Annotated in this window: 19 protein-coding genes; 10 read left to right on the top strand and 9 right to left on the bottom strand. The window is 43.2% G+C overall.

Features of this window, described 5'->3' with window-relative positions:
* The first annotated feature begins 33 nt into the window (after nucleotides 1-33).
* Together A7Q09_RS00095 and A7Q09_RS00090 are read left to right on the top strand one after the other, a co-directional pair.
* Complete coding sequence (locus tag A7Q09_RS00095; protein WP_134389325.1) at nucleotides 34-1173, top strand: Lrp/AsnC family transcriptional regulator; 1140 nt, start codon at nucleotides 34-36, stop codon at nucleotides 1171-1173.
* Complete coding sequence (locus tag A7Q09_RS00090; protein WP_134389298.1) at nucleotides 1125-2972, top strand: SulP family inorganic anion transporter; 1848 nt, start codon at nucleotides 1125-1127, stop codon at nucleotides 2970-2972. The genes A7Q09_RS00095 and A7Q09_RS00090 overlap by 49 nt, the downstream gene beginning before the upstream one ends.
* Nucleotides 2973-3137: 165 nt before the next feature.
* Here A7Q09_RS00090 and tyrS read toward each other — a convergent pair whose 3' ends face one another.
* From tyrS to A7Q09_RS00075, 3 genes are all read right to left on the bottom strand, one after another.
* Nucleotides 3138-4295, bottom strand: a complete 1158-nt coding sequence (gene tyrS, locus A7Q09_RS00085; RefSeq protein WP_134389297.1) for a tyrosine--tRNA ligase — start codon at nucleotides 4293-4295, stop codon at nucleotides 3138-3140.
* A 66-nt stretch (nucleotides 4296-4361) separates the two neighbouring features.
* Complete coding sequence (locus tag A7Q09_RS10815) at nucleotides 4362-5084, bottom strand: RNA-binding protein (RefSeq protein WP_244228415.1); 723 nt, start codon at nucleotides 5082-5084, stop codon at nucleotides 4362-4364.
* Between the two features lie 561 nt (nucleotides 5085-5645).
* Nucleotides 5646-6032, bottom strand: a complete 387-nt coding sequence (locus A7Q09_RS00075; RefSeq protein WP_134389296.1) for an ApaG domain — start codon at nucleotides 6030-6032, stop codon at nucleotides 5646-5648.
* Between the two features lie 59 nt (nucleotides 6033-6091).
* Between A7Q09_RS00075 and thiD the strand changes: the two genes are divergently transcribed.
* On the top strand, nucleotides 6092-6865 hold the full coding sequence (thiD, locus tag A7Q09_RS00070) for a bifunctional hydroxymethylpyrimidine kinase/phosphomethylpyrimidine kinase (RefSeq protein ID WP_134389295.1): 774 nt from the start codon (nucleotides 6092-6094) through the stop codon (nucleotides 6863-6865).
* Between the two features lie 6 nt (nucleotides 6866-6871).
* On the opposite strand, the gene A7Q09_RS00065 is transcribed toward thiD, so the two are convergent.
* The 3 genes from A7Q09_RS00065 to bamD all read right to left on the bottom strand — a co-directional run bounded on the left by A7Q09_RS00065 (nucleotide 6872) and on the right by bamD (nucleotide 9711).
* On the bottom strand, nucleotides 6872-7900 hold the full coding sequence (locus A7Q09_RS00065; protein ID WP_134389294.1) for an NAD(P)-dependent alcohol dehydrogenase: 1029 nt from the start codon (nucleotides 7898-7900) through the stop codon (nucleotides 6872-6874).
* 201 nt (nucleotides 7901-8101) lie between these two features.
* Nucleotides 8102-8635, bottom strand: coding sequence for an LptE family protein (locus A7Q09_RS00060; RefSeq protein WP_134389293.1), 534 nt, complete (start codon nucleotides 8633-8635; stop codon nucleotides 8102-8104).
* Entirely contained in the window at nucleotides 8635-9711 is a 1077-nt protein-coding gene (gene bamD, locus A7Q09_RS00055) for an outer membrane protein assembly factor BamD (RefSeq protein ID WP_134389292.1), read from the bottom strand. Before bamD ends, A7Q09_RS00060 begins: the two co-directional genes overlap by 1 nt.
* Before the next feature lie 189 nt (nucleotides 9712-9900).
* Here bamD and A7Q09_RS00050 point away from each other — a divergent pair, with 189 nt between their 5' ends.
* The 3 genes from A7Q09_RS00050 (at nucleotide 9901) to A7Q09_RS00040 (ending at nucleotide 13735) form a co-directional block, all read left to right on the top strand.
* Nucleotides 9901-11094, top strand: a complete 1194-nt coding sequence (locus tag A7Q09_RS00050; RefSeq protein WP_134389291.1) for a DUF4912 domain-containing protein — start codon at nucleotides 9901-9903, stop codon at nucleotides 11092-11094.
* 37 nt (nucleotides 11095-11131) lie between these two features.
* Nucleotides 11132-12727 carry a glycoside hydrolase family 57 protein gene (locus tag A7Q09_RS00045; RefSeq protein ID WP_134389290.1) on the top strand — a complete coding sequence of 532 codons (1596 nt, stop codon included), beginning with the start codon at nucleotides 11132-11134 and terminating at the stop codon, nucleotides 12725-12727.
* A 141-nt stretch (nucleotides 12728-12868) separates the two neighbouring features.
* The gene (locus A7Q09_RS00040; protein ID WP_244228414.1) at nucleotides 12869-13735 is read left to right on the top strand and encodes an N-acetylmuramoyl-L-alanine amidase-like domain-containing protein; all 867 of its coding nucleotides are present in this window, start codon (nucleotides 12869-12871) and stop codon (nucleotides 13733-13735) included.
* Here A7Q09_RS00040 and A7Q09_RS00035 read toward each other — a convergent pair.
* The 3 genes from A7Q09_RS00035 to A7Q09_RS00025 form a co-directional block, all read right to left on the bottom strand.
* Nucleotides 13623-14840 (bottom strand): hypothetical protein, encoded by a 1218-nt coding sequence (locus tag A7Q09_RS00035; RefSeq protein ID WP_134389288.1) that lies wholly within the window; start codon nucleotides 14838-14840, stop codon nucleotides 13623-13625. The two genes, A7Q09_RS00040 and A7Q09_RS00035, sit on opposite strands and share 113 nt — an antisense overlap.
* Nucleotides 14841-14944: 104 nt before the next feature.
* Complete coding sequence (locus tag A7Q09_RS00030) at nucleotides 14945-15379, bottom strand: arsenate reductase ArsC (protein WP_134389287.1); 435 nt, start codon at nucleotides 15377-15379, stop codon at nucleotides 14945-14947.
* Complete coding sequence (locus A7Q09_RS00025; protein WP_134389286.1) at nucleotides 15376-15744, bottom strand: helix-turn-helix transcriptional regulator; 369 nt, start codon at nucleotides 15742-15744, stop codon at nucleotides 15376-15378. The genes A7Q09_RS00030 and A7Q09_RS00025 overlap by 4 nt, the downstream gene beginning before the upstream one ends.
* 170 nt (nucleotides 15745-15914) lie before the next feature.
* On the opposite strand from A7Q09_RS00025, the gene arsB reads away from it, so the two are divergent.
* The 4 genes from arsB (at nucleotide 15915) to A7Q09_RS00005 (ending at nucleotide 20047) form a co-directional block, all read left to right on the top strand.
* Nucleotides 15915-16985 (top strand): ACR3 family arsenite efflux transporter, encoded by a 1071-nt coding sequence (gene arsB, locus A7Q09_RS00020; protein WP_208526644.1) that lies wholly within the window; start codon nucleotides 15915-15917, stop codon nucleotides 16983-16985.
* 231 nt (nucleotides 16986-17216) lie between these two features.
* Entirely contained in the window at nucleotides 17217-17897 is a 681-nt protein-coding gene (locus tag A7Q09_RS00015) for a class I SAM-dependent methyltransferase (protein WP_134389285.1), read from the top strand.
* Nucleotides 17894-18916 (top strand): NAD(P)/FAD-dependent oxidoreductase, encoded by a 1023-nt coding sequence (locus tag A7Q09_RS00010; protein ID WP_134389284.1) that lies wholly within the window; start codon nucleotides 17894-17896, stop codon nucleotides 18914-18916. The genes A7Q09_RS00015 and A7Q09_RS00010 overlap by 4 nt, the downstream gene beginning before the upstream one ends.
* A 90-nt stretch (nucleotides 18917-19006) precedes the next feature.
* On the top strand, nucleotides 19007-20047 hold the full coding sequence (locus tag A7Q09_RS00005) for a naringenin-chalcone synthase (protein ID WP_244228412.1): 1041 nt from the start codon (nucleotides 19007-19009) through the stop codon (nucleotides 20045-20047).
* The last annotated feature ends 138 nt before the right edge of the window (nucleotides 20048-20185 follow it).

The raw sequence follows: 20185 nt of genomic DNA, 5'->3' as shown, positions 1-20185 counted from the left end.
AATATAGTACTTAGACCAATGATTTATACGAATATGCCCCTTTCAGCTTTTGATTCCACTGCCAGTATTGAAGATGAGATCAATCAAAAAATCCTTTCGGTCTCAGAAGATCGACTGCAGGGCTTTATTGCGGATCCTTTCAGAGAAATTGCCCATTTGACAAACCTACCTCTTGCTCTGGTCTTAGAACGAATCCGTTTGATGTTTTCTGCTGGAACAATCCGGCGCATACGGCTAACCCTTTTAGCTAATGATTTAGCGCCTGGAGCATTAGTAGCCTGGAAAATACCGGAGAGCAGTCTGCATGAAGCTTTTGACTTTCTGTTTCAAAAAGATCCATTTAGTGGCCATGTAGTGATTCGTTCTACAGATCCGGCGGCGGCAGGGGCCCGGTATCGACTATGGAGCACCTTAAAAGTCCCTCAAGGCTTTTCTATTCAAACTCATTGTGAACTACTAAAAAATCTTATTGGCGCTGAAGACTACAAGATCATGCCCGCCAAAGGAATCTTTACTTTAGGGGTGGGACATATCCGCCGAAAAACGATTCTTCCTGGAACAAAATCGCCAAGGGCAGCTGTCATGCATCCGATCGCCATAAAAACGCTTAGTGAAAAACAGTGGCTTGTGCTGAAATCCTTGAAAGAAGAATTGACTTTGGAAGAAATTGAGGAGGGATTATGGGAAAAAAGAGCAAGCAAAATAGGGATGAGTAGCCAGGAATTTTTCTCAATAGCCAAAGAGCTTGAAAAAATTGGGATTTTAGGAAGGTTTTCTACCTTTTTGGAACATGTTAAACCCTTGTATGACGGGAAAAAAGTGACTAAGTTTAACGCCCTTTTCCACTGGGCCGTTCCTCAAGGCATGGAAAGAGAAGCGGGGGGGCAAATCGGAAGATTTGAAATTCTTACTCATTGCTATTGGAGGGAAGCAGGAAGTGAGTTTAAAAACGTCAATATCATGGCAGTAGCCCATGGAAAGGAAAAAGGACTGTTGGAATCTCATAAGAAAGCGATCGACGAACATTTGGAGGCGGTCGGTATCCCAGTTTCCTATACGAACATTTTTTGGGGAGGAAGAAGCGAAATTAAACCTTCAGAAATTTTCCCCGAGGCTTACAAAGAATGGCTCCAAAAGATGGGTTTAGATTCAAGCGTAATATCAAATTCCTGATCAGGCGTTCTATTCCATCCTTTAATCGATGGAAAGGACGGTTTATTGAGCAAATTCAGGATTTGCATTTTGATCTTGGTCCGTTCCGGGACACAATCAAAAACTATTCGAAAGAAAAGTTTCAAACCGATTTCAAAGCAGGCATTAATGTGGCCCTCTTATCCATCCCACAGGGAATGGCTTATGCTCTCATTGCTGGATTGCCTGTCCAGTATGGACTTTATGCTTGCGCTATCTCTTCTTTGCTTGGCCCCCTTTTTCAAAGCTCCCGCTATGTCGTACTTGGTCCAACCAATGCCACCTCAGTCCTTTTGTTTAGTACCTATTTAAATATCCAAAAGCAAGTAGACAAACTTTCCACCCTACCCTTTGTATTGCTTTTTGTGGGGATCATTTTGATCCTCATCAGCCTTTTTAGAATGGCAGGCCTCACTCAATATGTATCCAGAACGGTTATTGTTGGGTACATTACCGGGGCTTCTTTCCTTATTATTGCAGGACAGCTGCACCGAGTTATGGGGTTTGAGCTTTCGGAAGCCTATACGTTTTTCGATATTGTTCTGCAAACATTGAGTCGACTACATCTCATCCAGTGGCCATCTGTAGCTATCGGTATCTGCTCGCTTGGCTGTTGGTGGTTGCTTAAAAAGCGGTTTCCGAAACTCCCAGCTATTGCCCTAAGCCTTGTTTTGATGAGTTTTCTAGGCACCTTGATGCATTCTTTGCATCTACCTATTGAATTCCTAAAACCTATTCCCATGGCCACCTGGCCAATCACGCTCCCAACGATGAATTTTCACTGGTTTTCCACCCTAGCAAGCATGTCTTTTGCGCTCGCTTTTTTTGCTGCCGTAGAAGGCACAGGCATTGCCAGATCGCTTGCCAATAGGTCCGGAGAATCTTTAGAACTAAACCGCGATCTGTTCGCTCAGGGAATTGCTAATATTGGATGCAGCTTCTTTAGTGGTATGCCTGTATCAGGCTCCTTAACACGATCCGCATTAAACTGGGCAAGCAAACCAGCCACCCAGCTTGCCAATTTATGGAGCGGCATCCTCATGTCCATAGCTCTGCTATTCGGAGGCCCTCTTCTAGGCTATATTCCCATTCCAGCTCTTTCGGCCCTCGTCATAAGCGCAGGATTATCCCTCATAAATCCTAACGAAATCAAAATTGCGCTTACAGCCACTCGATTCGATTTTACGGTCTTTGTTGTCACCTTCATCGGCGCACTGCTCACTCCACTGGATTTTGCCATCGGCCTTGGCATTGGAGCTTCCATTCTGTTCTTTCTCAAACAAGCTGGAGAGCCCTTTTTTGTCGAGTACACTTTCGATACCGAACAGGGGGATCTAAGAGAAAAGATAAAAGGGGAAACGACCGTTCATCCAGATATTTCTATCATCCATATCGAAGGAGAACTCTTTTTTGGAGTTTCAGAACTTTTTAGAACACAGATCAACAAGATCCTTGCTCTGAATCCAAAAATACGAGTGGTCATTTTAAGAATGCGTAACGCCCATCACCTGGATGCTACCAATGCAATGGCTTTAGAAGAACTGCATCATTGGCTCACTGAACAGGGGAAGTTTCTGCTGATCAGTGGGGTCATCCGTCCCGTTTTCCGCGTCTTGAGAAACTCTGGGGTCTTAGATCGTATCGGTAGAAAAAATGTGTTCCCACTGATTCCTACCCAACCCAATCTTTCGACTCGTCAGGCCCTCATCAGGGCTCAAGAACTTTTGGGGAAAAAGGAGAGTGAAGTCAAAATTTTCTTTGAAAAACTCCCTAAAAAATGATCGACTCTGTTCCTCTTCTCCTCCCCGCAAGCCCCATTGAATCAAACAGCAGCAATAGATCCCACACGATAGCCTAAGGAAAAGCAGCTGGCTCAGCCGCTATCCCTTTTTCCCTCTCTGGCTCTAAAGGGCTGGGTTTGTCGCACACATGGTCAAAAAAGTCTTTTAGCTAGAAGGGTTGATTCTAGCAAAAAATCTTTTCCCGCATCTTAAAACAGCATCCGGTTGTATCTCAACGGAATGGTGAACATCAGTAACCTTCTTGCCTTGGTAAGAGACTCCACCCTGGCTAATCAACCTTCGGGCTTCTGATTTGCTTTTTACTGCTCCCACAGCAACTAATAGCTCTACAATGGGCATCTGCTTTTGAGAGAAGCAAAACTCAGGCATCTCTTCGGGAAGTTCTTTTTTGGAAAACACTCGCTCAAATTCAGTTCTAGCTTTGATAGCTTCTTCCTTTCCATAAAAAAGAGTCACAATTTTTTCGGCAAGTCTCTTCTTTTCTTCCATGGGATTAGCATGGGGATCAACCTCTTCGCCGAAAAGCACCAGAAACCATCTTTTCATTAGCCAATCTGAAATGCTCATGGTTTTACCGAAGATTTCCTTCGGAGGCTCCGTAATCCCGATATCGTTTCCTAAAGACTTACTCATTTTTCTTGAGCCATCCAAGCCCTCTAAAATAGGAAGAGTTATCACCACTTGCGGATTCTGTCCCTCTTCCTTTTGAAAATCTCTTCCTAACAACATATTGAAGAGCTGATCCCTTCCCCCAATTTCAATGTCAGCCTTCACCATGACCGAATCCCAAGCTTGCAATAGCGGATAAAACAGCTCATGAAGGAATATGGATTGATCAGCAGTGAACCGGTCATGAAAATCCTGCCTGTGCAGAAGCTGATTGACCGTGACTCTTCTTCCTAGACCAAGCAGTTCTTCGGCTGATAGGCGCCCAAACCAGCTGCCGTTCCAAAAAATTTCCGTCTGCTCTTTATCAAGGATTTTGAAAGCCTGCTCAGTATAGGTTTGGGCATTCTTAAGGATCTGTTCCTTAGGTACTAGCGGCCTTGTAGTGTTTCTTCCGCTTGGATCACCAATCGAAGCAGTAAAATCACCAATCACTAAAAGCACTTGATGGCCTACGTCTTGAAATTGTTTGAGTTTCAGCAAGGAAAGGGCATGACCCAGATGAAGATTGGCCGAGGTTGGATCCACGCCAAACTTGATTCGCAACTTTTTTCCGCTACTAAGGAGCTTGTCTAGCTCTTCTTCTGAAATGACCTGTTCGGTACCTCTAGTCAATATCTTTAAAAGAGGGTGCATAGCTCAATGGTGGCCCCATGGCCTTTGTTCCAAAAAGATAGGGATCTAGCTTTCTTTTAAGAGATTTTATTCCTGGGTGGAATCTTTCTTTTCGGATTTCGCCCCAGTGACGATTATGCGTCTGCCCATAACCTCTATTCTATTGAGAATAGTCACGGCTTTGCGAGCGGAATCAAGATCTGCCATTTCTACAAACCCAAAACCTTTGGTACGATTCGTCCTTCTATCTCGAATAATCTCCACATTTTTTATTGGTCCGACTTTGGCAAAAATCTCAAATAGATCGCTATCCGTTAAATTGTAGGGAAGATTACCCACGTAGAGTTTGTTGGAAGTAACAAGCTCTTCGATAGACGGTGCAGGAGGTGGGCTCTGAGCTTCTTTTTGTTCTTCTAGGCTCTCCGTAACTGTTTTTGCTTCGGTAGGCTCAGTCCCTTGATCCACTGTAGCCTTAGGTGACCACTCCTTATAGGTCGCTCCCTGCTCTTTGGATTTAGTCACAGTCGGTTTGCTTAGAGCCTTTGCTTCTGTATAAGACTTCTCTGGAGCTTTCCTCTCTTCGGTTTTTGTCTCCTCCTTTTTATCAGTTTGTTTTGTAAGAGCAACTGATTTGGTCGGGTGAGAACCAAAAAGATTTCCAAAATACGAGGAAATCTTTTCTTTTAAACTCTTCCAAAAAGAAGTTTTGACTTTTTTTGTTTCTTCCGAACGTAAGGCATACCGATTTTTTCTGGAATATCTTCGAGAAGAATCCTTTCTGTAAGTACTTCTTAATTGACGATCTTTCATTGTTGTTTCCTTTCTTAAGGAATCCAGCTGTTGGATGAGGATCATTATTGGCTGCGGATGGTTCCCTTCTTTTCATCTGAGAAAAAACAAATGAGGAGAACCGGTTTGGGTAAACACCTTTCCAAAGGGCTAAAATAAAGAATAGTCCCAAGAAAAAAAAGAGAGAAGGCCTGTTATGGTCTTTCCTGCCTGTGCGTGCAGGAAAAAACGCATTCTCTAAAAGAAGGAATGTAAGCGGGCTAATTATTCCTTCTCTTTCATCCATACTGGATTCATATTGTATTGAATTGCCCTTCAATCTTATACCTTCTTTTTTGGCTCTTGTAGCTGTTTTTAGCCACCAACTGAGTGATAACATTCCATTCACTAACCCCCGCAGGCCTCTTGATTTATATCCCGCTATAAAAAAATAGAATAAAATGGGATTTGTTCAAAATTTTTTCATTTAATTTTGGATTTTCATTTAAAAGTCACCACACGCCCTTTATTAAGGGTCCTTTTAACTTACTTAAAAAAGAGCCAATGCGTAGGCAAAAAGTCTATGTCAGAAGGCTCAATCGGCTAAATAATATCTTCAGGAATCAAAAGAGCAAACTTAGGGATAGGGATCACAATCAGAGAGCCTTCTGAATTAATGCCAAAATAAGAGCCTTCGACGACACTAGGTCTCGAATAGAAATGGTGGCTTGAATAACGGAACTTTTCTCCCATCTTCAACCTTGGATAAGTCCCAACAATCCCAAGGCCTTCAATGACCGTTTTTTCACCTAAATCATTGGTTACTATCCATTTTCTACCTTTTAAGAGCACTGTTTTGGGGCTAAAATTCAGAATCGAAATATAATAAAAACAGACATAAAGATAATTGGAAGAAAGGCTTTTGGAGCGTTCATATTCGAGATGTTCAATAATCACTTTGATCTCATTGACTTTTAAAAATTCTTCCATTTGAATCTTTATTTGTTTTTCTGTGTATCCATTTTATCTTATTTGTAGGATCTAACAAGATGATTGGAATACTTATTATTGGAGGATCTGATTGTAGTTGCGGAGCTGGCATACAAGGCGATTTAAAAACTGTTACAAACCTTGGAGCCTATGGGACAACCATTATAACCAGCATTGTGGCCGAGCATCCTGGCCGTGTGGAATCCCTCTATCCCCTCCCCTTTTCGATTATTGAATCTCAGTTTCATTCCATTCTAGACTTTTTTCCGATCTCAGCAATCAAAATTGGGATGCTCTACAAAAAGGAACTTCCAGAAAAAATTGCGGAATTCATTCAGAAGTTTCGCATTAAAGCTCCCATAGTCATTGATCCGGTGCTGGCTGCCGGAAACGGAGATCCCCTTGCCGAACCTGGAATGGAAGAAGAACTGCCTAAAAACCTTTTTCCCTTAGCCACAATCGTCACTCCCAACATAGAAGAAGCCGAAATATTGAGCGGTTTTATCATTGAAGGTCCCGAAGACTTACCCAGAGTAGCTCAAGACTTGGCCGAACAGTACGGCACCTCCTTTATGATCAAAGGCGGGCATCTTCAAGGGAAAACGACACTCGATGTGCTCCACCACAATGGCAAAACCTACTCGTTTGAATTGCCACGGATTTTTTCTGCCAATCCCCATGGAACGGGATGTTCTATGGCTTCCATGATTGCTGTTTTTCTTGCCCAAGGGTTGGAGGTACCTAAAGCTGTAGAAAGAGCCAAACACACCCTCTATGAGAAAATAAAAAGAGAAATACAAATCGGTCCCTTTTATTTTTTGCCTCCACAATGAGGTTTTTTATAAACCTCCTGATGTATCGCCTAACCGAAGGACAATCTTTCCAAAATGCTCGCCACTTTCTAAACGCAGAAAAGCCTCCTTATATTGAGAAAAAGGAAAGACGGTATCGATCAGCGGTTTAATTCCCAATGTTGTAATGGCTCTATTCATCGCCTCAAACATAAGCCGGTTACCCACATAGATCCCATGGATTTTTGCTTGTCTCATAAGAAGAGAAACCACATCAATCTGGGCTTTTGATCCAATCAAAATCCCAATCGAACATATCATTCCTCCATGTTTGACAGCCTTAATGCTTTCCTCCAAATCCCCACCCAGGACATTGATCAGTACATCTGCACCCCTTCCCTCGGTCAGTTCCCGAACTTTTTTATGCCAATTCTTCTCTTTAGTGATATGTATGCCCTCCTTGGCTCCCAGTTTTTTTGCTTTTTCTATTTTTTCTTCACTCCGTGACAGAAAGATCACTTGAGCCCCACAGGCCATCGCAAATTGCAAGGAAAAAAGGCTTACGCCTCCACTGCCCTGCACCACGACGGTTTGTCCAGGAGAGAGGGCTGCTTCTTCCACAATCCCATTCCAGGCTGTCAGTGCGGCACAAGGTAGCGTAGCCGCTTCTTCAAAACTAAGATTTTTAGGAATCGGTAGCGCCCCCTCTTCTTTCAAAAAGATATATTCAGCAAGGGTACCATCAAGAGGGCCGCCCAGCACCGATTGACCGTATTTTTTTTCGAAAGGACCAGCTAACCAGTCTTGAAAAAAAGTTCCAACAACTCTATCCCCAGGTCGAAAGGACTGGACCGCTTTGCCTACGGCCACCACTTCGCCCGCTCCATCAGAGCAGGGGATCAAAGGCAAAGCTTGATCGGGATTATACAGGCCTTTTACCATCAACAAATCCCTATAGTTCAAAGAAACCGCCTGAAGCCGTACCAGAATTTCTTTGTCTTTGGGTTCCATTGGATCCGCCAGATCAACCATGGCAAGTCCATCAAGTCCAAAAGTATGAATCCTCACTGCTTTCATTCTCTACTAAATGCACAAGAAAGCCTATCTTCTCCAGAATAAAATACTCACTCTTGCTAATCAGCCAGCGGACCTTTCCATCCCAAGGATCAATCAAAAAAAGAAAGTTTTCTATTGAGACCTACTTAGCTTGTTTTTCCTTTCGCAGAAAAAAAAAGCAAGAGCGTTCTGGATCTCCAAAGGCTCAGTTATTCAGAATATTTACCAGCCTTCTGTCAATAGATTAACGATCCGATTGGCCAAATCTTCTGCGACTAACGGAAGATCTTGCCTTTGGGCTTCAGGCATGTTTGTTTGGGTAAAATAATAGGAAGAGCCGCTGACCTGAGCCCCCTTTATCGTTGCTCTGCCAAGCTTCCTATTAATTAAGGTGACCGAAGCAGTAATAATGAGCTTGTATTCAGCGGTAGTAAAAGGATCCAGAATTTCAGGCCTGAGGATGACTCTGTTGAAATCTACAATTGTCACATCTAGTTCAGCATCCGCATCAACATTCCTAGATGTTTGCATGGTCCCATCATTATCGATAGCCCTGATGATCTCATTGGTCACCATCGATTGCAACCCCGGAATAACCGTCTTGTTTTTCACCGTCGGGACATAAATCGTCTTGATCCCCTGAATCGCTGGTCCGCCAATACTACCAAGCCGGTACCCACCCGAACATCCAACAACACCAATACAAAAGAAAAAACCCACAATCCATAGCCAAAAGATCGCTCTTCGATGTGTCATTAAGGGGTTCCTTTCGTTTGCTGGGTTTCAGAGGAAGAAGAAGCGGCGTTCCCATTGGGAGAAGGCGCAGAAGGGGGATTAGAGGTTAAAGAAGGCAATCCCAAATCTTTGGCAACCAGAGGCCGCAGTTGGATAATTTTTTGCTCAGCAATTTTTGCCTGATCCGAGGTGGGGTTCTGTTTGATCACATCACTATAATAAATGTAGGCGGCTTTGAAATTTTTAGCCTTTTCATAATACTGGGCAATATGAAAACTGCCCAAAGTGGACTTTCCCTTAAGTTCGGCAATATGGGCTTTAGCCGCTTCTACCTTATCCCCCGAAGGATACCGAACAATGTAATCTTCAAAACCCTCAATCGCCTTTTCGGTTGCACTCTGATCGTATTCAGCAGCCTGTGAGGCGATATACCACGTATACCCAATTTCATACTGGGCATCATCCGCTAGGGAATGATTGGGATATTTATCAAGCAGACGATTAAAAGTTGCGATCGCATCGGTAAATTTTTTTTGTTTAATCCGCGTCAAGCCAAGCTGAAATTCTGCCTGTGGAGCAAAACGACCATAAGGAGCCGCCCGAATAATGCTTTCAAAAATATCCGCTGCGATATCCAGTCCGGAACCCATGGGGATATTAAACAACCGTTTGGGTTCACCTGCGAGATAAAGATTACCAATAGCCAATTTTCTTTCCAGCGCCTGTTCGAAAAAACTTGATGAAGGATATTTCTGGATCATCCGATCGTAGGCCTTATTGGCTCCAAGAAAATCCCCCTTTTTTTCTAGACATTGTCCAATACGGAATTGTGCTTCGGGAGCAAACACTGCATAGGGCCATTTCCTAATGAGAATCCGATACGCTTTCAAGGCGTTGTCATAATCTTTGGCTTCTTCAAACTTTTTGGCTAAATTGAGCTGATCCCTGGAACTGGAAGCAGAAAGACCCGTTCCTGTACTTTCATCCACCCAACCTTCTCCTGGTCTCCAGACCAATGGAGCATAAAGCTCAACCTTTAAAAAGAAAAAAGTCAAGAAAAAAAGGAGTAAAACTTTTCGATAACGAAAAGTGTTCATTGACTTAATCACATTCTCCCTTTTTAATGGTTTAGCTTTTCGTCGATAGAAAAGTCTTTTTGTTTATAGGAAAAAAAAATTCAAAATTTTTTTTTAATTAAGTAACTTTGGATTCCATGGGCGTTGTAATCATCAAAAATAAGTATTCTTTTTCCTTCCTCAAGTTATTAGACTGTGGATCTCAATAATATGTCGAAAAAAACTGGAAAAAAAATAAAACACTTTACTCCCAGCCACCCTCCTTTACCACATGGAGCTAAAAAGAATATTCTTTTAAAGACCAAAGCAGTTTTCAGCTCCAAAGGTCAAGGAAAAACGCAAAAAGAAACCCAATTATCTACCGCAGCCCAACCCTCTTCTTTTCCTCATATTCTTGCTTCGCTTCCAAAGACTGGGAGAAAACAGCTCTTTTTCTATCTTTTTGCAGTAGACCCACATTCCTTACATGCCTACTGGATTATGGATCAAAATGCCTTCAGGGCTTTCGAAAAGAGCCGTTGGGTATTTCGGTTGGTTAGTAATGGCTCTCAATTGGAAGCAGAACTGCCATTAGAAGAGTCAACGCATAGAATCTATTATACTAAAGCAAAACCCAACACCCGCTACCATGCTGAAATTGGGTTCTATATTAGCAGCAGTACGCATTTTATCCTCATTGCCAAATCTCCCGAAGCTCATACCCCTGCTCTTTCTTTCTCTGCAAAAAACGAAATAAGACTGGCAACACTCCCCCCACAGCTTTCTTTTCAAAAGCTTATCCAAAAAGCCACAAAAAAAGGCATTAAAAAAGAAACCCTCGCCGAGGCCTTTGAGCTTCCTCCTCCGAAAATCCACCAGCTCCTCACTGAAAAAGAATCTGTGATCCAATCCTCAGAACAAACAAGCGATCTTTTCTCTTTTCTAGATGCGATTCAAAATTTTCTCTTCCCCCAAGACTCCTCATTAACTAGTTCGTATGCTTCTCCCATTCCCCCTTCTGCTCCCCTAAAAGAATTCTCTAGCTTTGAATTCTTTCCGTGGTTCCAACTCAAAGACTTTCCTCTCCAGTTCCTTTGGCCTGCTTCTTTTGGATTTGAAACAAAAGAGGGATCGTTCCCACAGAATGAACCCTCTGAAACCCGGCATTTTCCTTTGGAACTAGAAGTTGAACTTGTTATCCGAGGCAAAACTTCCCCAAATGCCCTCCTAAAAGTCGACAATAAAAAAATACAAATAGCTGAAGATGGCTCTTTTACTTTTCGGTTCGATTTTGCCGATGGCATTTATGAAGTTCCCATTGAAGCCTTTGACCAAGAAAATCTACAGACAGAAAAGCTCGTTTTGTTCTTTTCCCGTTTCAGTCGACCTTTCCCGGATGCTCTATCCTTTTTTCCTTCTCCTTGACTCTTAAAGGCTATTGGCTTACAGCTAGAGATTGCTAATGAAATCATCCCCTCTGGGCTATCTAGCATTGCTACTGCATGCGCACCTACCCTTTGTGCGTCATCCTGATAAGGAGGAGGTTTTAGAAGAAGATTGGCTCTTTGAAGCAATCACCGAATGTTATATTCCGCTTTTGTGGATACTTGAAGAACTTTATCAGGGGGCGATTCGGTGTAAACTGACCCTTTCCTTAAGTCCAACCCTCTGTGCCATGCTAAAGGATCCCCTGCTTATCCAACGCTACAAACGCTACCTTCTACAACGGATCGAGCTTTGCTCTAAAGAAATAGAGCGGTATGCCGCAACTGATCCTGAAAGATTGATGCTTGCGAAATTTTATAAGGAAAGATTTCAGAATGTCTGGAAGAGTTTTACAGAAGCGTATGCTGAAGATATTCTTGGCCAGTTTAAAAAATACCAAGAAAAAAGCCTTTTAGAACTGGCCACCTCTTCGGCCACACACGGGTATTTGCCGCTGCTAAAAAATCCAGAACAGGCGGTTAACGCCCAAATTTTTGTGGCTATTGAGAGTTTTTTTGACTCCTTCCAGACCTATCCTAAAGGCTTCTGGCTGCCCGAATGCGGTTATTATCCAGGAATTGAATTTTTCCTTCAATCTGCCGAAATCCGCTGGTTTGTTCTGGAAGCGCATGGCCTACTTTTTTCTGAGCCTCGTCCCTTTCTAGGGCTTTTTGCCCCAATCTACACTCCTTCTGGTCCGGCTGCCTTTGGCCGTGACTCTCTTTCAAGCAAAGAAGTATGGAGCGCTCAAGAAGGATATCCCGGAGATCCTGTGTATAGAGAGTTCTACTGGGATTTAGGTTTTGAATCCGACCTCGAGTACATTAGACCCTATATCCTGCCTACCGGACAGAGGAAATTTACAGGTATCAAATACCACAGGATTACAGGAAAAACTGAACAAAAGGCGCTCTATGATCCCAAAAAAGCCCAGGAAAGAGCTAAGGAACATGCCGAAAATTTTATCATGAAAAGAGAAGAAGAAATTAAAAAAACAGCCCCTCTATTCCCTACTTTCACTAAGCCCATTCTCCTTTGTCCTTTCGACTGTGAACTCTTCGGTCATTGGTGGTTCGAAGGCCCGCTTTTTTTAAAAGAACTAATAAAGAAAGCGCATCAGAGCGAAATCCTTGAGCTAACCACTCCTTTAGCATATCTCCAACGTTATCCTACCCAGCAGATCTGCCGTCCGACCTATTCGTCTTGGGGACTCGAGGGATATTCCAAAATGTGGCTTAATGAAACGAACGATTTTATCTATCAGCATTTGCATGAGGCCGCTTATCTTCTAGTGGAACTCGTCAGAAAATATAAAAATGGCAATAAACAAACTGTTCGATCTTTGAAACAGGCAGCAAGAGAGCTATTGCTTGCCCAAGCAAGCGACTGGCCCTTTCTGATCAGTAAGGCCACTGCTAAAGAATATGCCTTTTTACGAGTCATTACCCATCTGAACCGTTTTTCAGAACTCTGCGAGGGAATTATCCAACAAAAGATTAACAAAAGCTTGCTCGAATACTGTGAATATACCGACAATCTTTTCCCAACCCTTAATCTCAATTATTTTAGTTGATATTTTTTCTAAGCGGCATAGGCTGTAAGAGTGGGAAAGGTCCAAAAAAAACTTATTTTCCCTTTTCTTTTCTCCCTTTTCCTCCTCCTTTTTCCGGCGTATGGAAAGATTTGTCTTCCTTTTTCCAGGGTCTTCGTGGGCATGGATACCTTTGAGAAGCTCCTACGCTTTGCCAAAGAAGAAGGCTTAGCAGCCCTTCCTTTAGGTGAAAGAACCGTCCGAATAGGTCTTTATTTAGTGGGTACTCCTTACCAGCATTATACCCTTGAAATAGATGATCAGATTGAATCGCCTTCGGTAAATTTCCAGGCCATGGATTGCTGGACATTCTATGAAATCAGTTTAGCTTTCGCCCGAATGCTCCATTATGACGAAAGCTATTGGAGTCCTGAAACCTTGCTGAAACTCATCGAAATTGAAAGGTACCGGAACGGAGAATGCACTGGGAGCTATCTTTCGAGGATCCATTTTTTAGAAGAACTCTTTGTAGATAATCAAAAAAGGGGGCTTTTGGTCGATAAGACAAGAAGCCTTGGTGGCGTCCCTATCCACCGGAAGGTAAGGGAAATGACAGTCGGTTGGCACCAATATCGCTACCTGCGTCATAACCCGACTCTTTTGCCCGCTATGGCAAAAATAGAAGAGCGGGTCTCAGCCCTTCCGGTCTATCATATCCCCAAAGCCGCCGTCCCGGCAATCGAACCAAAAATCAAAAATGGGGATATTATTGCCATTACTACGCACCATCTCCATTCCTATACTTCCCATGTCGGAATCGCCTACAGGGATTCTCAAGGCATTCTTCATTTCCTCCATGCTTCTTCTACACACCATCAGGTCTATATAGACAAACGACTTTCCGATTATTTAAATTCCATTGCGAGTGATGCCGGTATCATTGTCGTCGAACCCAAAGAGGTTCCTTTGAATCTGATCGAAACAAGCCAGTACCCGGCTTTAACTCCAGTTGCGTCGACCAAAAAATCGTTTTGCCCTCCGATTCAATAGGTTTTGCCCAAGGCTTTAGTTCTATCCAGTCATACTCCGGTTGTTCTTCTGAATCGAGTCTTTTGCCTAGAGTCAAATCGTAACGTTCATAGAAAGGAGCCTTGTTTTTTTCTGTCGAACCAAACACTACTCCTTGGCCTTCCTTTTCAAAATACCAGTCGATCAATTGTGGGTATTTGCCAAATATCCTTAAAAAAATGTCACCAGCCTTGTAAAATTCGAGGAAAGACCAACTCCCTGAACTTTGAGTCTCTCGAATCCATCCTGCCGTCCCGTTCCGGGCTATCTTAAAATTTCGACACACCCCAGGATACCTTAGTTCGGCTCTTTTACCGCTTTTAAAGAGGAGGGTCACTACAGTAGTCTTTTTTGCAGGTTCTCTGTCATCCACCACCTTGCCGACTATCGCAACAGGATAGTCTTCTTTAGCCTCTGCATGATGAAACACATAGGGCAGAAAATCGACATCTTCCCTAAGGAGCTGCTCCCAGGCAGTCCTCCCAAAGCTTGCTTCCAGTTTATCTTCAGCCTTAATCCTTCTGCCTGTGTCCAGATCAAAGACTTCCACCAGTATTTGCCCATTGAAATCCCTTGATCGAAGCCCTACGGCCATGTCTCTTAAGCCTTCAATCCGACAAAAAAGCCAAGCTTCTATGAACGGATAGGCACTTGTAAGGGTTAATTGTCGAGGGATCCCTTTTTTCTTTTTCTGAACTATGAGTCGATCGCAAACATAGTCGATCCCCACTCCGACTCCTTCGTGCCGACCTTCTACCCATCCGATCCAGTCGGGAGATTCGATCGGGAGGACAGAAAGTTTATCTAGCAGAGCGGTTTGTTCTTGATTCAGAGAGATCTTGCCATGGATCCACTGGGCTGAACAAGTTGGATAGTTGCAGGGCACAGGAATTAAATAAAGAATTAAGTCTTTCTTATTTAAATCTTTCTTGTTTTTATTCTCTGGAGCATTTCTACCGAAAAGAGAAAAAAAAAGAGGGAAAAAGAACAAAAGACAAAAAGAGTGGATGAACAGCCTTGAACTTGGAAAGGATAATACAAGCCCCGGCTTGTTTTTCGGAGAACAATTCCATTTTAAAATCTTCACGATCCTGAGTTTATAAAACCATTTGTTGAAAAATAGATTTTTTTTATTAGCTCAGAATCGAGAAATTTTTCGTTTGGTCAACAAGAAACACACCCAAAAGGAGCCTAGCGACTAAGAAAATAAAGGAGAATTTTCTGATGCAATAGGTCAAAGATTTCTTGGAAAGCTTCTTTTTGTTTGCCTACATCCCCTTCGACAGCAGCCGGATCTGGCAAATCCCAATGTTCAACAATCGCCTTTTTAGGAAAAAGTGGACAGGCCTCTTTTGCAGCACTTGAACAAACCGTCACTACATAATCGATCACAGGGGCATTGGCTTGCAAAAACTCAGTCAATGGCTTACTCCGTAGTCCATCGATGGAAATTCCATGAGATTGGAGAGTTTCCAAAGCAAGGGGATGCACTAGTCCTTTTGGCCTGCTCCCTGCGCTATAGGCGCGGAAACGGCCTCCACTAGAATGGTTTAAAATGGCCTCCGCCATGATCGATCGGGCCGAATTGCCTGTACACAAAAACAAAACATGCAATGGGAACATCATCTGCAGCTCTGCCTTTCAGTTGAAAGTGGCCTTTCCCCTTTTTCTTTTGTTTTACAGAAGAATTGAATCAACGCTTCCACATCTTTGCCGCAACAGTCTTCGAGCAAATAGCCAATTAACTCAGCGATCTTTCCAAAATCAGCACAATAGACAATCTGCCTGCCTTTCTGTGTGGCTTCAATAAGCGTCGAATTTTTTAAATGATGCAAATGAAAGGAAAGAGTTGTCAAGGGCACTTGCAGTTTTTCGGCCAGCTCCCCAGGACAACTCCCCTTGGCCCCAGCTTTTATAAGCAGCTTGAAGATCTCAATCCGAGTTTTATGCGCTAGCGCATTTAAAATCAAAAGAGCCGTCTTATTATCCATAGCGAAGGGTGAAACGAACAATAGTTTTATTCTATTGGAACTATTGTAATATTCAAGCCTAATTGTTACTAAAAACTACAGAAAAGCAAAAAAAAAACGGCGGATCACAAACTAAGAAAAAAAGAAAAAAATATTTCCATATTTTTAGAAAAATGGATAATATATTTGCTATGAAATCTGAAGTAACGGTGGAAAAGCCCTTAGAACAAAAAGAAGGGATTGGGTTTTTTGAGAAGTATTTAACGCTGTGGGTAGCCCTGTGTATAGGCGCTGGGATCGGATTAGGGAAATTGTTCCCTGGCCTTTTTCAGTTCCTTGGAAGTATAGAACTCATGCATGTGAATTTGGTCGTCGGCTTTTTTGTCTGGCTCATGATTATCCCTATGCTCATGAAAATCGATTTTAGTGTTCTCCACAGGGTAAGAACCCATACCCGAGGCATGCTTGTCACCCTGCTTGTCAACTGGGCCATTAAACCCTTCTCCATGGCTTTTTTCGGTTGGCTTTTTTTGAAAAAAATCTTTTTCCAGTTCCTTCCTCCCGATCAACTCGATTCGTACATAGCAGGACTGATTTTATTGGCCGCAGCCCCCTGCACAGCAATGGTGTTTGTTTGGAGCCATCTTTGTCTTGGGGATCCTTACTTTACCCTCTGCCAAGTCGCTCTCAATGATACTATCATGGTGTTTGCTTTCGCTCCCATTGTTGGGTTGCTCCTTGGTGTTTCTTCCCTCCACGTGCCCTGGGACACTTTACTGCTCTCAGTCATCTTCTATATCCTCATCCCCCTTCTCTTTAGTCAATGGCTCCGTGCAAGAATTCTTAAAGAGGGAGGGAAGCAAAAGCTCGATAGGGTACTTTCCCTGCTCCATAATCCTACCCTCTTTGCCCTGCTGGCAACCCTTATCTTGCTATTCGGCTTTCAAGGAAAAGTCATTCTGCATAACCCTCTTGTCATTCTGCTCCTTGCTATTCCTATCTTGGTGCAGGTCTATTTCAACTCGGCCTTAGCTTATATGCTCAATCGAAAGTTCAAAGTGGCTCACTGTGCCGCTGGCCCTTCCGCTCTGATTGGAGCAAGTAATTTTTTTGAACTCGCTGTGGCCACAGCCATCAGTCTTTATGGACTAGACTCTGGAGCAGCACTGGCAACTGTTGTCGGCGTACTCATCGAAGTTCCCGTCATGCTCTCTGTTGTGGCAATCGTGAAAAAAACTCAAGGATGGTACACTAAAGGCTGATCTTTTGGGTTTTGCTTTTTCTATGAGTTTTTAAAAGAAGCATAGACAGCCTGCCAAAAGATCTTTCCTGTTCCTTTTCCTTGCTCTAGGCTATATCTTTAAAAAGAGAGAGAGAAAGAAAGCTCTAGTCCTTCCTTCTTTTGAAGAGTCAAAAACTCTCCTTTTTGTAGGAGAACTTCAAGAAGGTTGGCAAGCTCTATCTTGGAGGGAAAAAAAGAGAGGGGGGGCTTCATGCAAAGAAAACTCGAAGAAAAGGAATACCTGGATGAGTTGGCTTATGATTCTTATCTGGCTAAAAAAGGAAGAAAAGGACTAAAGAAAATTAATTATATAATGGGAAATTTTGTATGGTTTAAAAAAAGGCTTCGGCAAATAGTCTCTCTACAGGGAGCAGTAAACTTTATAGAAATAGGCGCAGGCGATGGGTCCATGGGAAGGTTCCTTTATGCCGATCCGTTGTTACAAAAATATCTGTTGCTAACGGGAATAGATAGGTTTCCTAGGCCACAATACTGGCCTGCTCCTTGGCCGTGGATTCAAACCGATCTTTTTGATCTGATTAACACTGGCACCTTTGCCCCAGGAAGCTACCATGGCATACTAGCCAATATGGTGCTGCATCATTTTTCCTCTGCCCAACTGGCTATCATTGGCAATTGGATCGTACAGCTCTCTGCCCTTTGCCTCTTTTGTATTGAACCACTCCGTTCTTCTCTTTCTCTCTTCGAACTGTTCTTGCTCAGATTAGTCGGACTCAATCAAATAACCTTTCATGACGGTTGGCTAAGCATCAAGAGTGGGTTTATGGGATTGGAACTGCCAGAGCTTTTAAATCTCAGTTCCAAGCAGTGGCAATATAAGATCGATGTAACCCTCTTGGGAGCTTACCGGTTAGAAGCCACAAAAAAATGAAATCCATTACGATCATTGGCGGAGGACTAGCTGGCTTAGCTTTGGGCATAGGACTGCGTCGCTACAAGATCCCAGTTGCTGTCTACGAAAGAAATGATTATCCGCTTAAAAAAGTCTGCGGGGAATTCCTTTCAGGGCTGCCTCAAAGGGTAATTCAGCAATTAGGAATCATGCCGATCCTCGATCGGTTTCCGCTGGCTCAATCGGCCAGTCTATCGATCGGAGATAGCAAACCAACCCTTCTTCGCTTCACTTTGCCTGTGTATTTAACCCCTCGAGAACGGTTAGATACAGAGCTTGCACAACTTTTCGTGGATCATGGGGGCAGTCTGTATACAAAAACCCGGTGCGATCCTACTACCCTCTATCACGAAGCTGTTGTCTTGGCTACCGGTAAACAGCGGATTGGTGGACCATGGATCGGGCTTAAAGTGCATCTCCAAGGGATTGAATTAAAACATGATTTGGAAATGTATGCAGCCAAAGACGGCTACGTTGGGCTTTGCAAGATCGGGCATGGCACCGTTAACCTTTGTGGGTTATTCAAAAATAAGAAATTTTTGGTTACGTCTAAAAAAGAACTCTTTGCCTCTTTTCTCAATGCATCGCAGCTTGCAAAGCCTTACCATTACTTAGAAGAAGCTAACTTTATGGAAAAGAGTTTTGTAGCCATTCCTTCTTTTTCTCTTGGATTCCAACCGACTAAGTCCGAACCTATGGTAGCCCTGGGAGATGCCTTTGGCGTGCTCCCACCTTTCCTAGGAAACGGTATGGCCATGGCTATGGAATCGGCCGCTTTAGCCCTCGATGACCTCATAGCCTACGCCCAAGGCTCCAAAAGTTGGGCAGAAACCCTAAGGCAAATCCACCAAAAACTGAAAAAGACCTTTGCCCTTCGGATAACCCTTGGCCTTTGCTTGCACCCTCTTCTTTTTAAACAATCTCCCCTCCAATCGGTGCTGATCAAAAAGCCTATCGCTTCCTTTCTTTATACCTTGACTAGGTCCATGGAGCCTTAGTCAAACTACTAATGACTAATACAGGGAAAATCTAAGAATTCGTTTAGTCTCCTGTCCGCTTCTAGACTATATTTTATGCATAAAGAGACTATGATACTTCAATCTATCTGCTCCATGGTCCCAGAGCATGGTTATACGCAGTCTGAATGCTGGGAAATCTTTAGCCAGTCTATAGCGGCTAAAACCCTCAAAGAGGCTTCTTTGGATTTAGTAAAAAAAATTCTACTTGGAGATAGCTGGATTGAACGCCGGTATTTTGCTGTGGACCCTATCGAGTCAGTCTTTGAGATGTCGGCAGAAGCTTTAAACAAGGCCTTTGAAAAATTGGCTCCTGCACTGGCTGCAAAATCCCTCAAAGCTGCGCTGGATCAATCTGGACTCAAGGCCACAGAACTGGACGCCCTTTTTGTTTGTACCTGCACGGGTTATCTTTGTCCAGGCCTTTCCAGTCACATTGCAGAGAAAGTGGGAATGCGACCGGATAGTTTTTTAATCGATATCGTAGGCCATGGCTGCGGAGCAGCTCTCCCTATGCTGTATTCGGTCAAAGGTTTTCTAAAAGAAAACCCAGATTGCTATGCTGCTGCCATTGCCGTAGAACTTTCTTCGACGGCTTTCTATGTGGACGATGATCCAGGATGTCTGGTTAGCCTTTGTATTTTTGCCGATGGGGTCAATACCACCCTATGGCACCATACGAAAAAGGGTTTAGGATGGCATTGCAAAGATTTTTCTTCATTACATATTCCAAAAAATCGAGAGAAGCTTCGGTTCGAAAATGCTTTTGGCAAGCTTCGGAATAAACTTCATCGAACGGTACCTGTGCTTGCCACTGAAGCGGTATGGGAACTTTATAAAAGATTTGAAAAGCATGCGCAAACTGATTCGAAAAGGCTCATTGCTCATCCGGGAGGGAAAGAGGTATTGACCGAATTAAGAAAAGCCTTGCCTAGTGGAAAATTCGAAGAGAGCGAGGCAGTTCTTAAAGCTTTTGGCAATATGAGCAGTCCATCGGTTATGTTCGCCTTTCAAAAAGGAATTGAATCCCAGCCAATAGAAAAAGAACTTTGGTTGTTCAGTTTTGGCGCAGGCTTTTCATGCCACGGGTGTCGAGTTGTTTCTATACTATAGTATTAGTATTTAGTTTTATTTGACATCCTCCCCATGCCTAAAGGCAGGGGATTCCTGGAGATAACTGACCAGATTTAGCCAGGGCAAGCTCTCCGATGAGGGTGTTGAGGTTTTGATAGACCCTGACACTCTCATCGG

It is taken from the genome of Methylacidiphilum sp. Yel, from assembly GCF_004421185.1.
GTDB lineage: Bacteria > Verrucomicrobiota > Verrucomicrobiia > Methylacidiphilales > Methylacidiphilaceae > Methylacidiphilum.
The sequence above is the reverse complement of the archived record's forward strand: the minus strand, read 5'-3'. Positions and strand labels throughout refer to the sequence as shown.

Coding starts and splice junctions, on each gene's coding strand:
- A7Q09_RS00095 (WP_134389325.1), top strand. CDS start 34: ATGCCCCTTTCAGCTTTTGATTCCACTGCCAGTATTGAAGATGAGATC.
- A7Q09_RS00090 (WP_134389298.1), top strand. CDS start 1,125: ATGGCTCCAAAAGATGGGTTTAGATTCAAGCGTAATATCAAATTCCTG.
- tyrS (WP_134389297.1), bottom strand. CDS start 4,295: ATGCACCCTCTTTTAAAGATATTGACTAGAGGTACCGAACAGGTCATT.
- A7Q09_RS10815 (WP_244228415.1), bottom strand. CDS start 5,084: ATGAAAGATCGTCAATTAAGAAGTACTTACAGAAAGGATTCTTCTCGA.
- A7Q09_RS00075 (WP_134389296.1), bottom strand. CDS start 6,032: ATGGAAGAATTTTTAAAAGTCAATGAGATCAAAGTGATTATTGAACAT.
- thiD (WP_134389295.1), top strand. CDS start 6,092: ATGATTGGAATACTTATTATTGGAGGATCTGATTGTAGTTGCGGAGCT.
- A7Q09_RS00065 (WP_134389294.1), bottom strand. CDS start 7,900: ATGAAAGCAGTGAGGATTCATACTTTTGGACTTGATGGACTTGCCATG.
- A7Q09_RS00060 (WP_134389293.1), bottom strand. CDS start 8,635: ATGACACATCGAAGAGCGATCTTTTGGCTATGGATTGTGGGTTTTTTC.
- bamD (WP_134389292.1), bottom strand. CDS start 9,711: ATGAACACTTTTCGTTATCGAAAAGTTTTACTCCTTTTTTTCTTGACT.
- A7Q09_RS00050 (WP_134389291.1), top strand. CDS start 9,901: ATGTCGAAAAAAACTGGAAAAAAAATAAAACACTTTACTCCCAGCCAC.
- A7Q09_RS00045 (WP_134389290.1), top strand. CDS start 11,132: ATGAAATCATCCCCTCTGGGCTATCTAGCATTGCTACTGCATGCGCAC.
- A7Q09_RS00040 (WP_244228414.1), top strand. CDS start 12,869: ATGGATACCTTTGAGAAGCTCCTACGCTTTGCCAAAGAAGAAGGCTTA.
- A7Q09_RS00030 (WP_134389287.1), bottom strand. CDS start 15,379: ATGATGTTCCCATTGCATGTTTTGTTTTTGTGTACAGGCAATTCGGCC.
- A7Q09_RS00025 (WP_134389286.1), bottom strand. CDS start 15,744: ATGGATAATAAGACGGCTCTTTTGATTTTAAATGCGCTAGCGCATAAA.
- arsB (WP_208526644.1), top strand. CDS start 15,915: ATGAAATCTGAAGTAACGGTGGAAAAGCCCTTAGAACAAAAAGAAGGG.
- A7Q09_RS00015 (WP_134389285.1), top strand. CDS start 17,217: ATGCAAAGAAAACTCGAAGAAAAGGAATACCTGGATGAGTTGGCTTAT.
- A7Q09_RS00010 (WP_134389284.1), top strand. CDS start 17,894: ATGAAATCCATTACGATCATTGGCGGAGGACTAGCTGGCTTAGCTTTG.
- A7Q09_RS00005 (WP_244228412.1), top strand. CDS start 19,007: ATGATACTTCAATCTATCTGCTCCATGGTCCCAGAGCATGGTTATACG.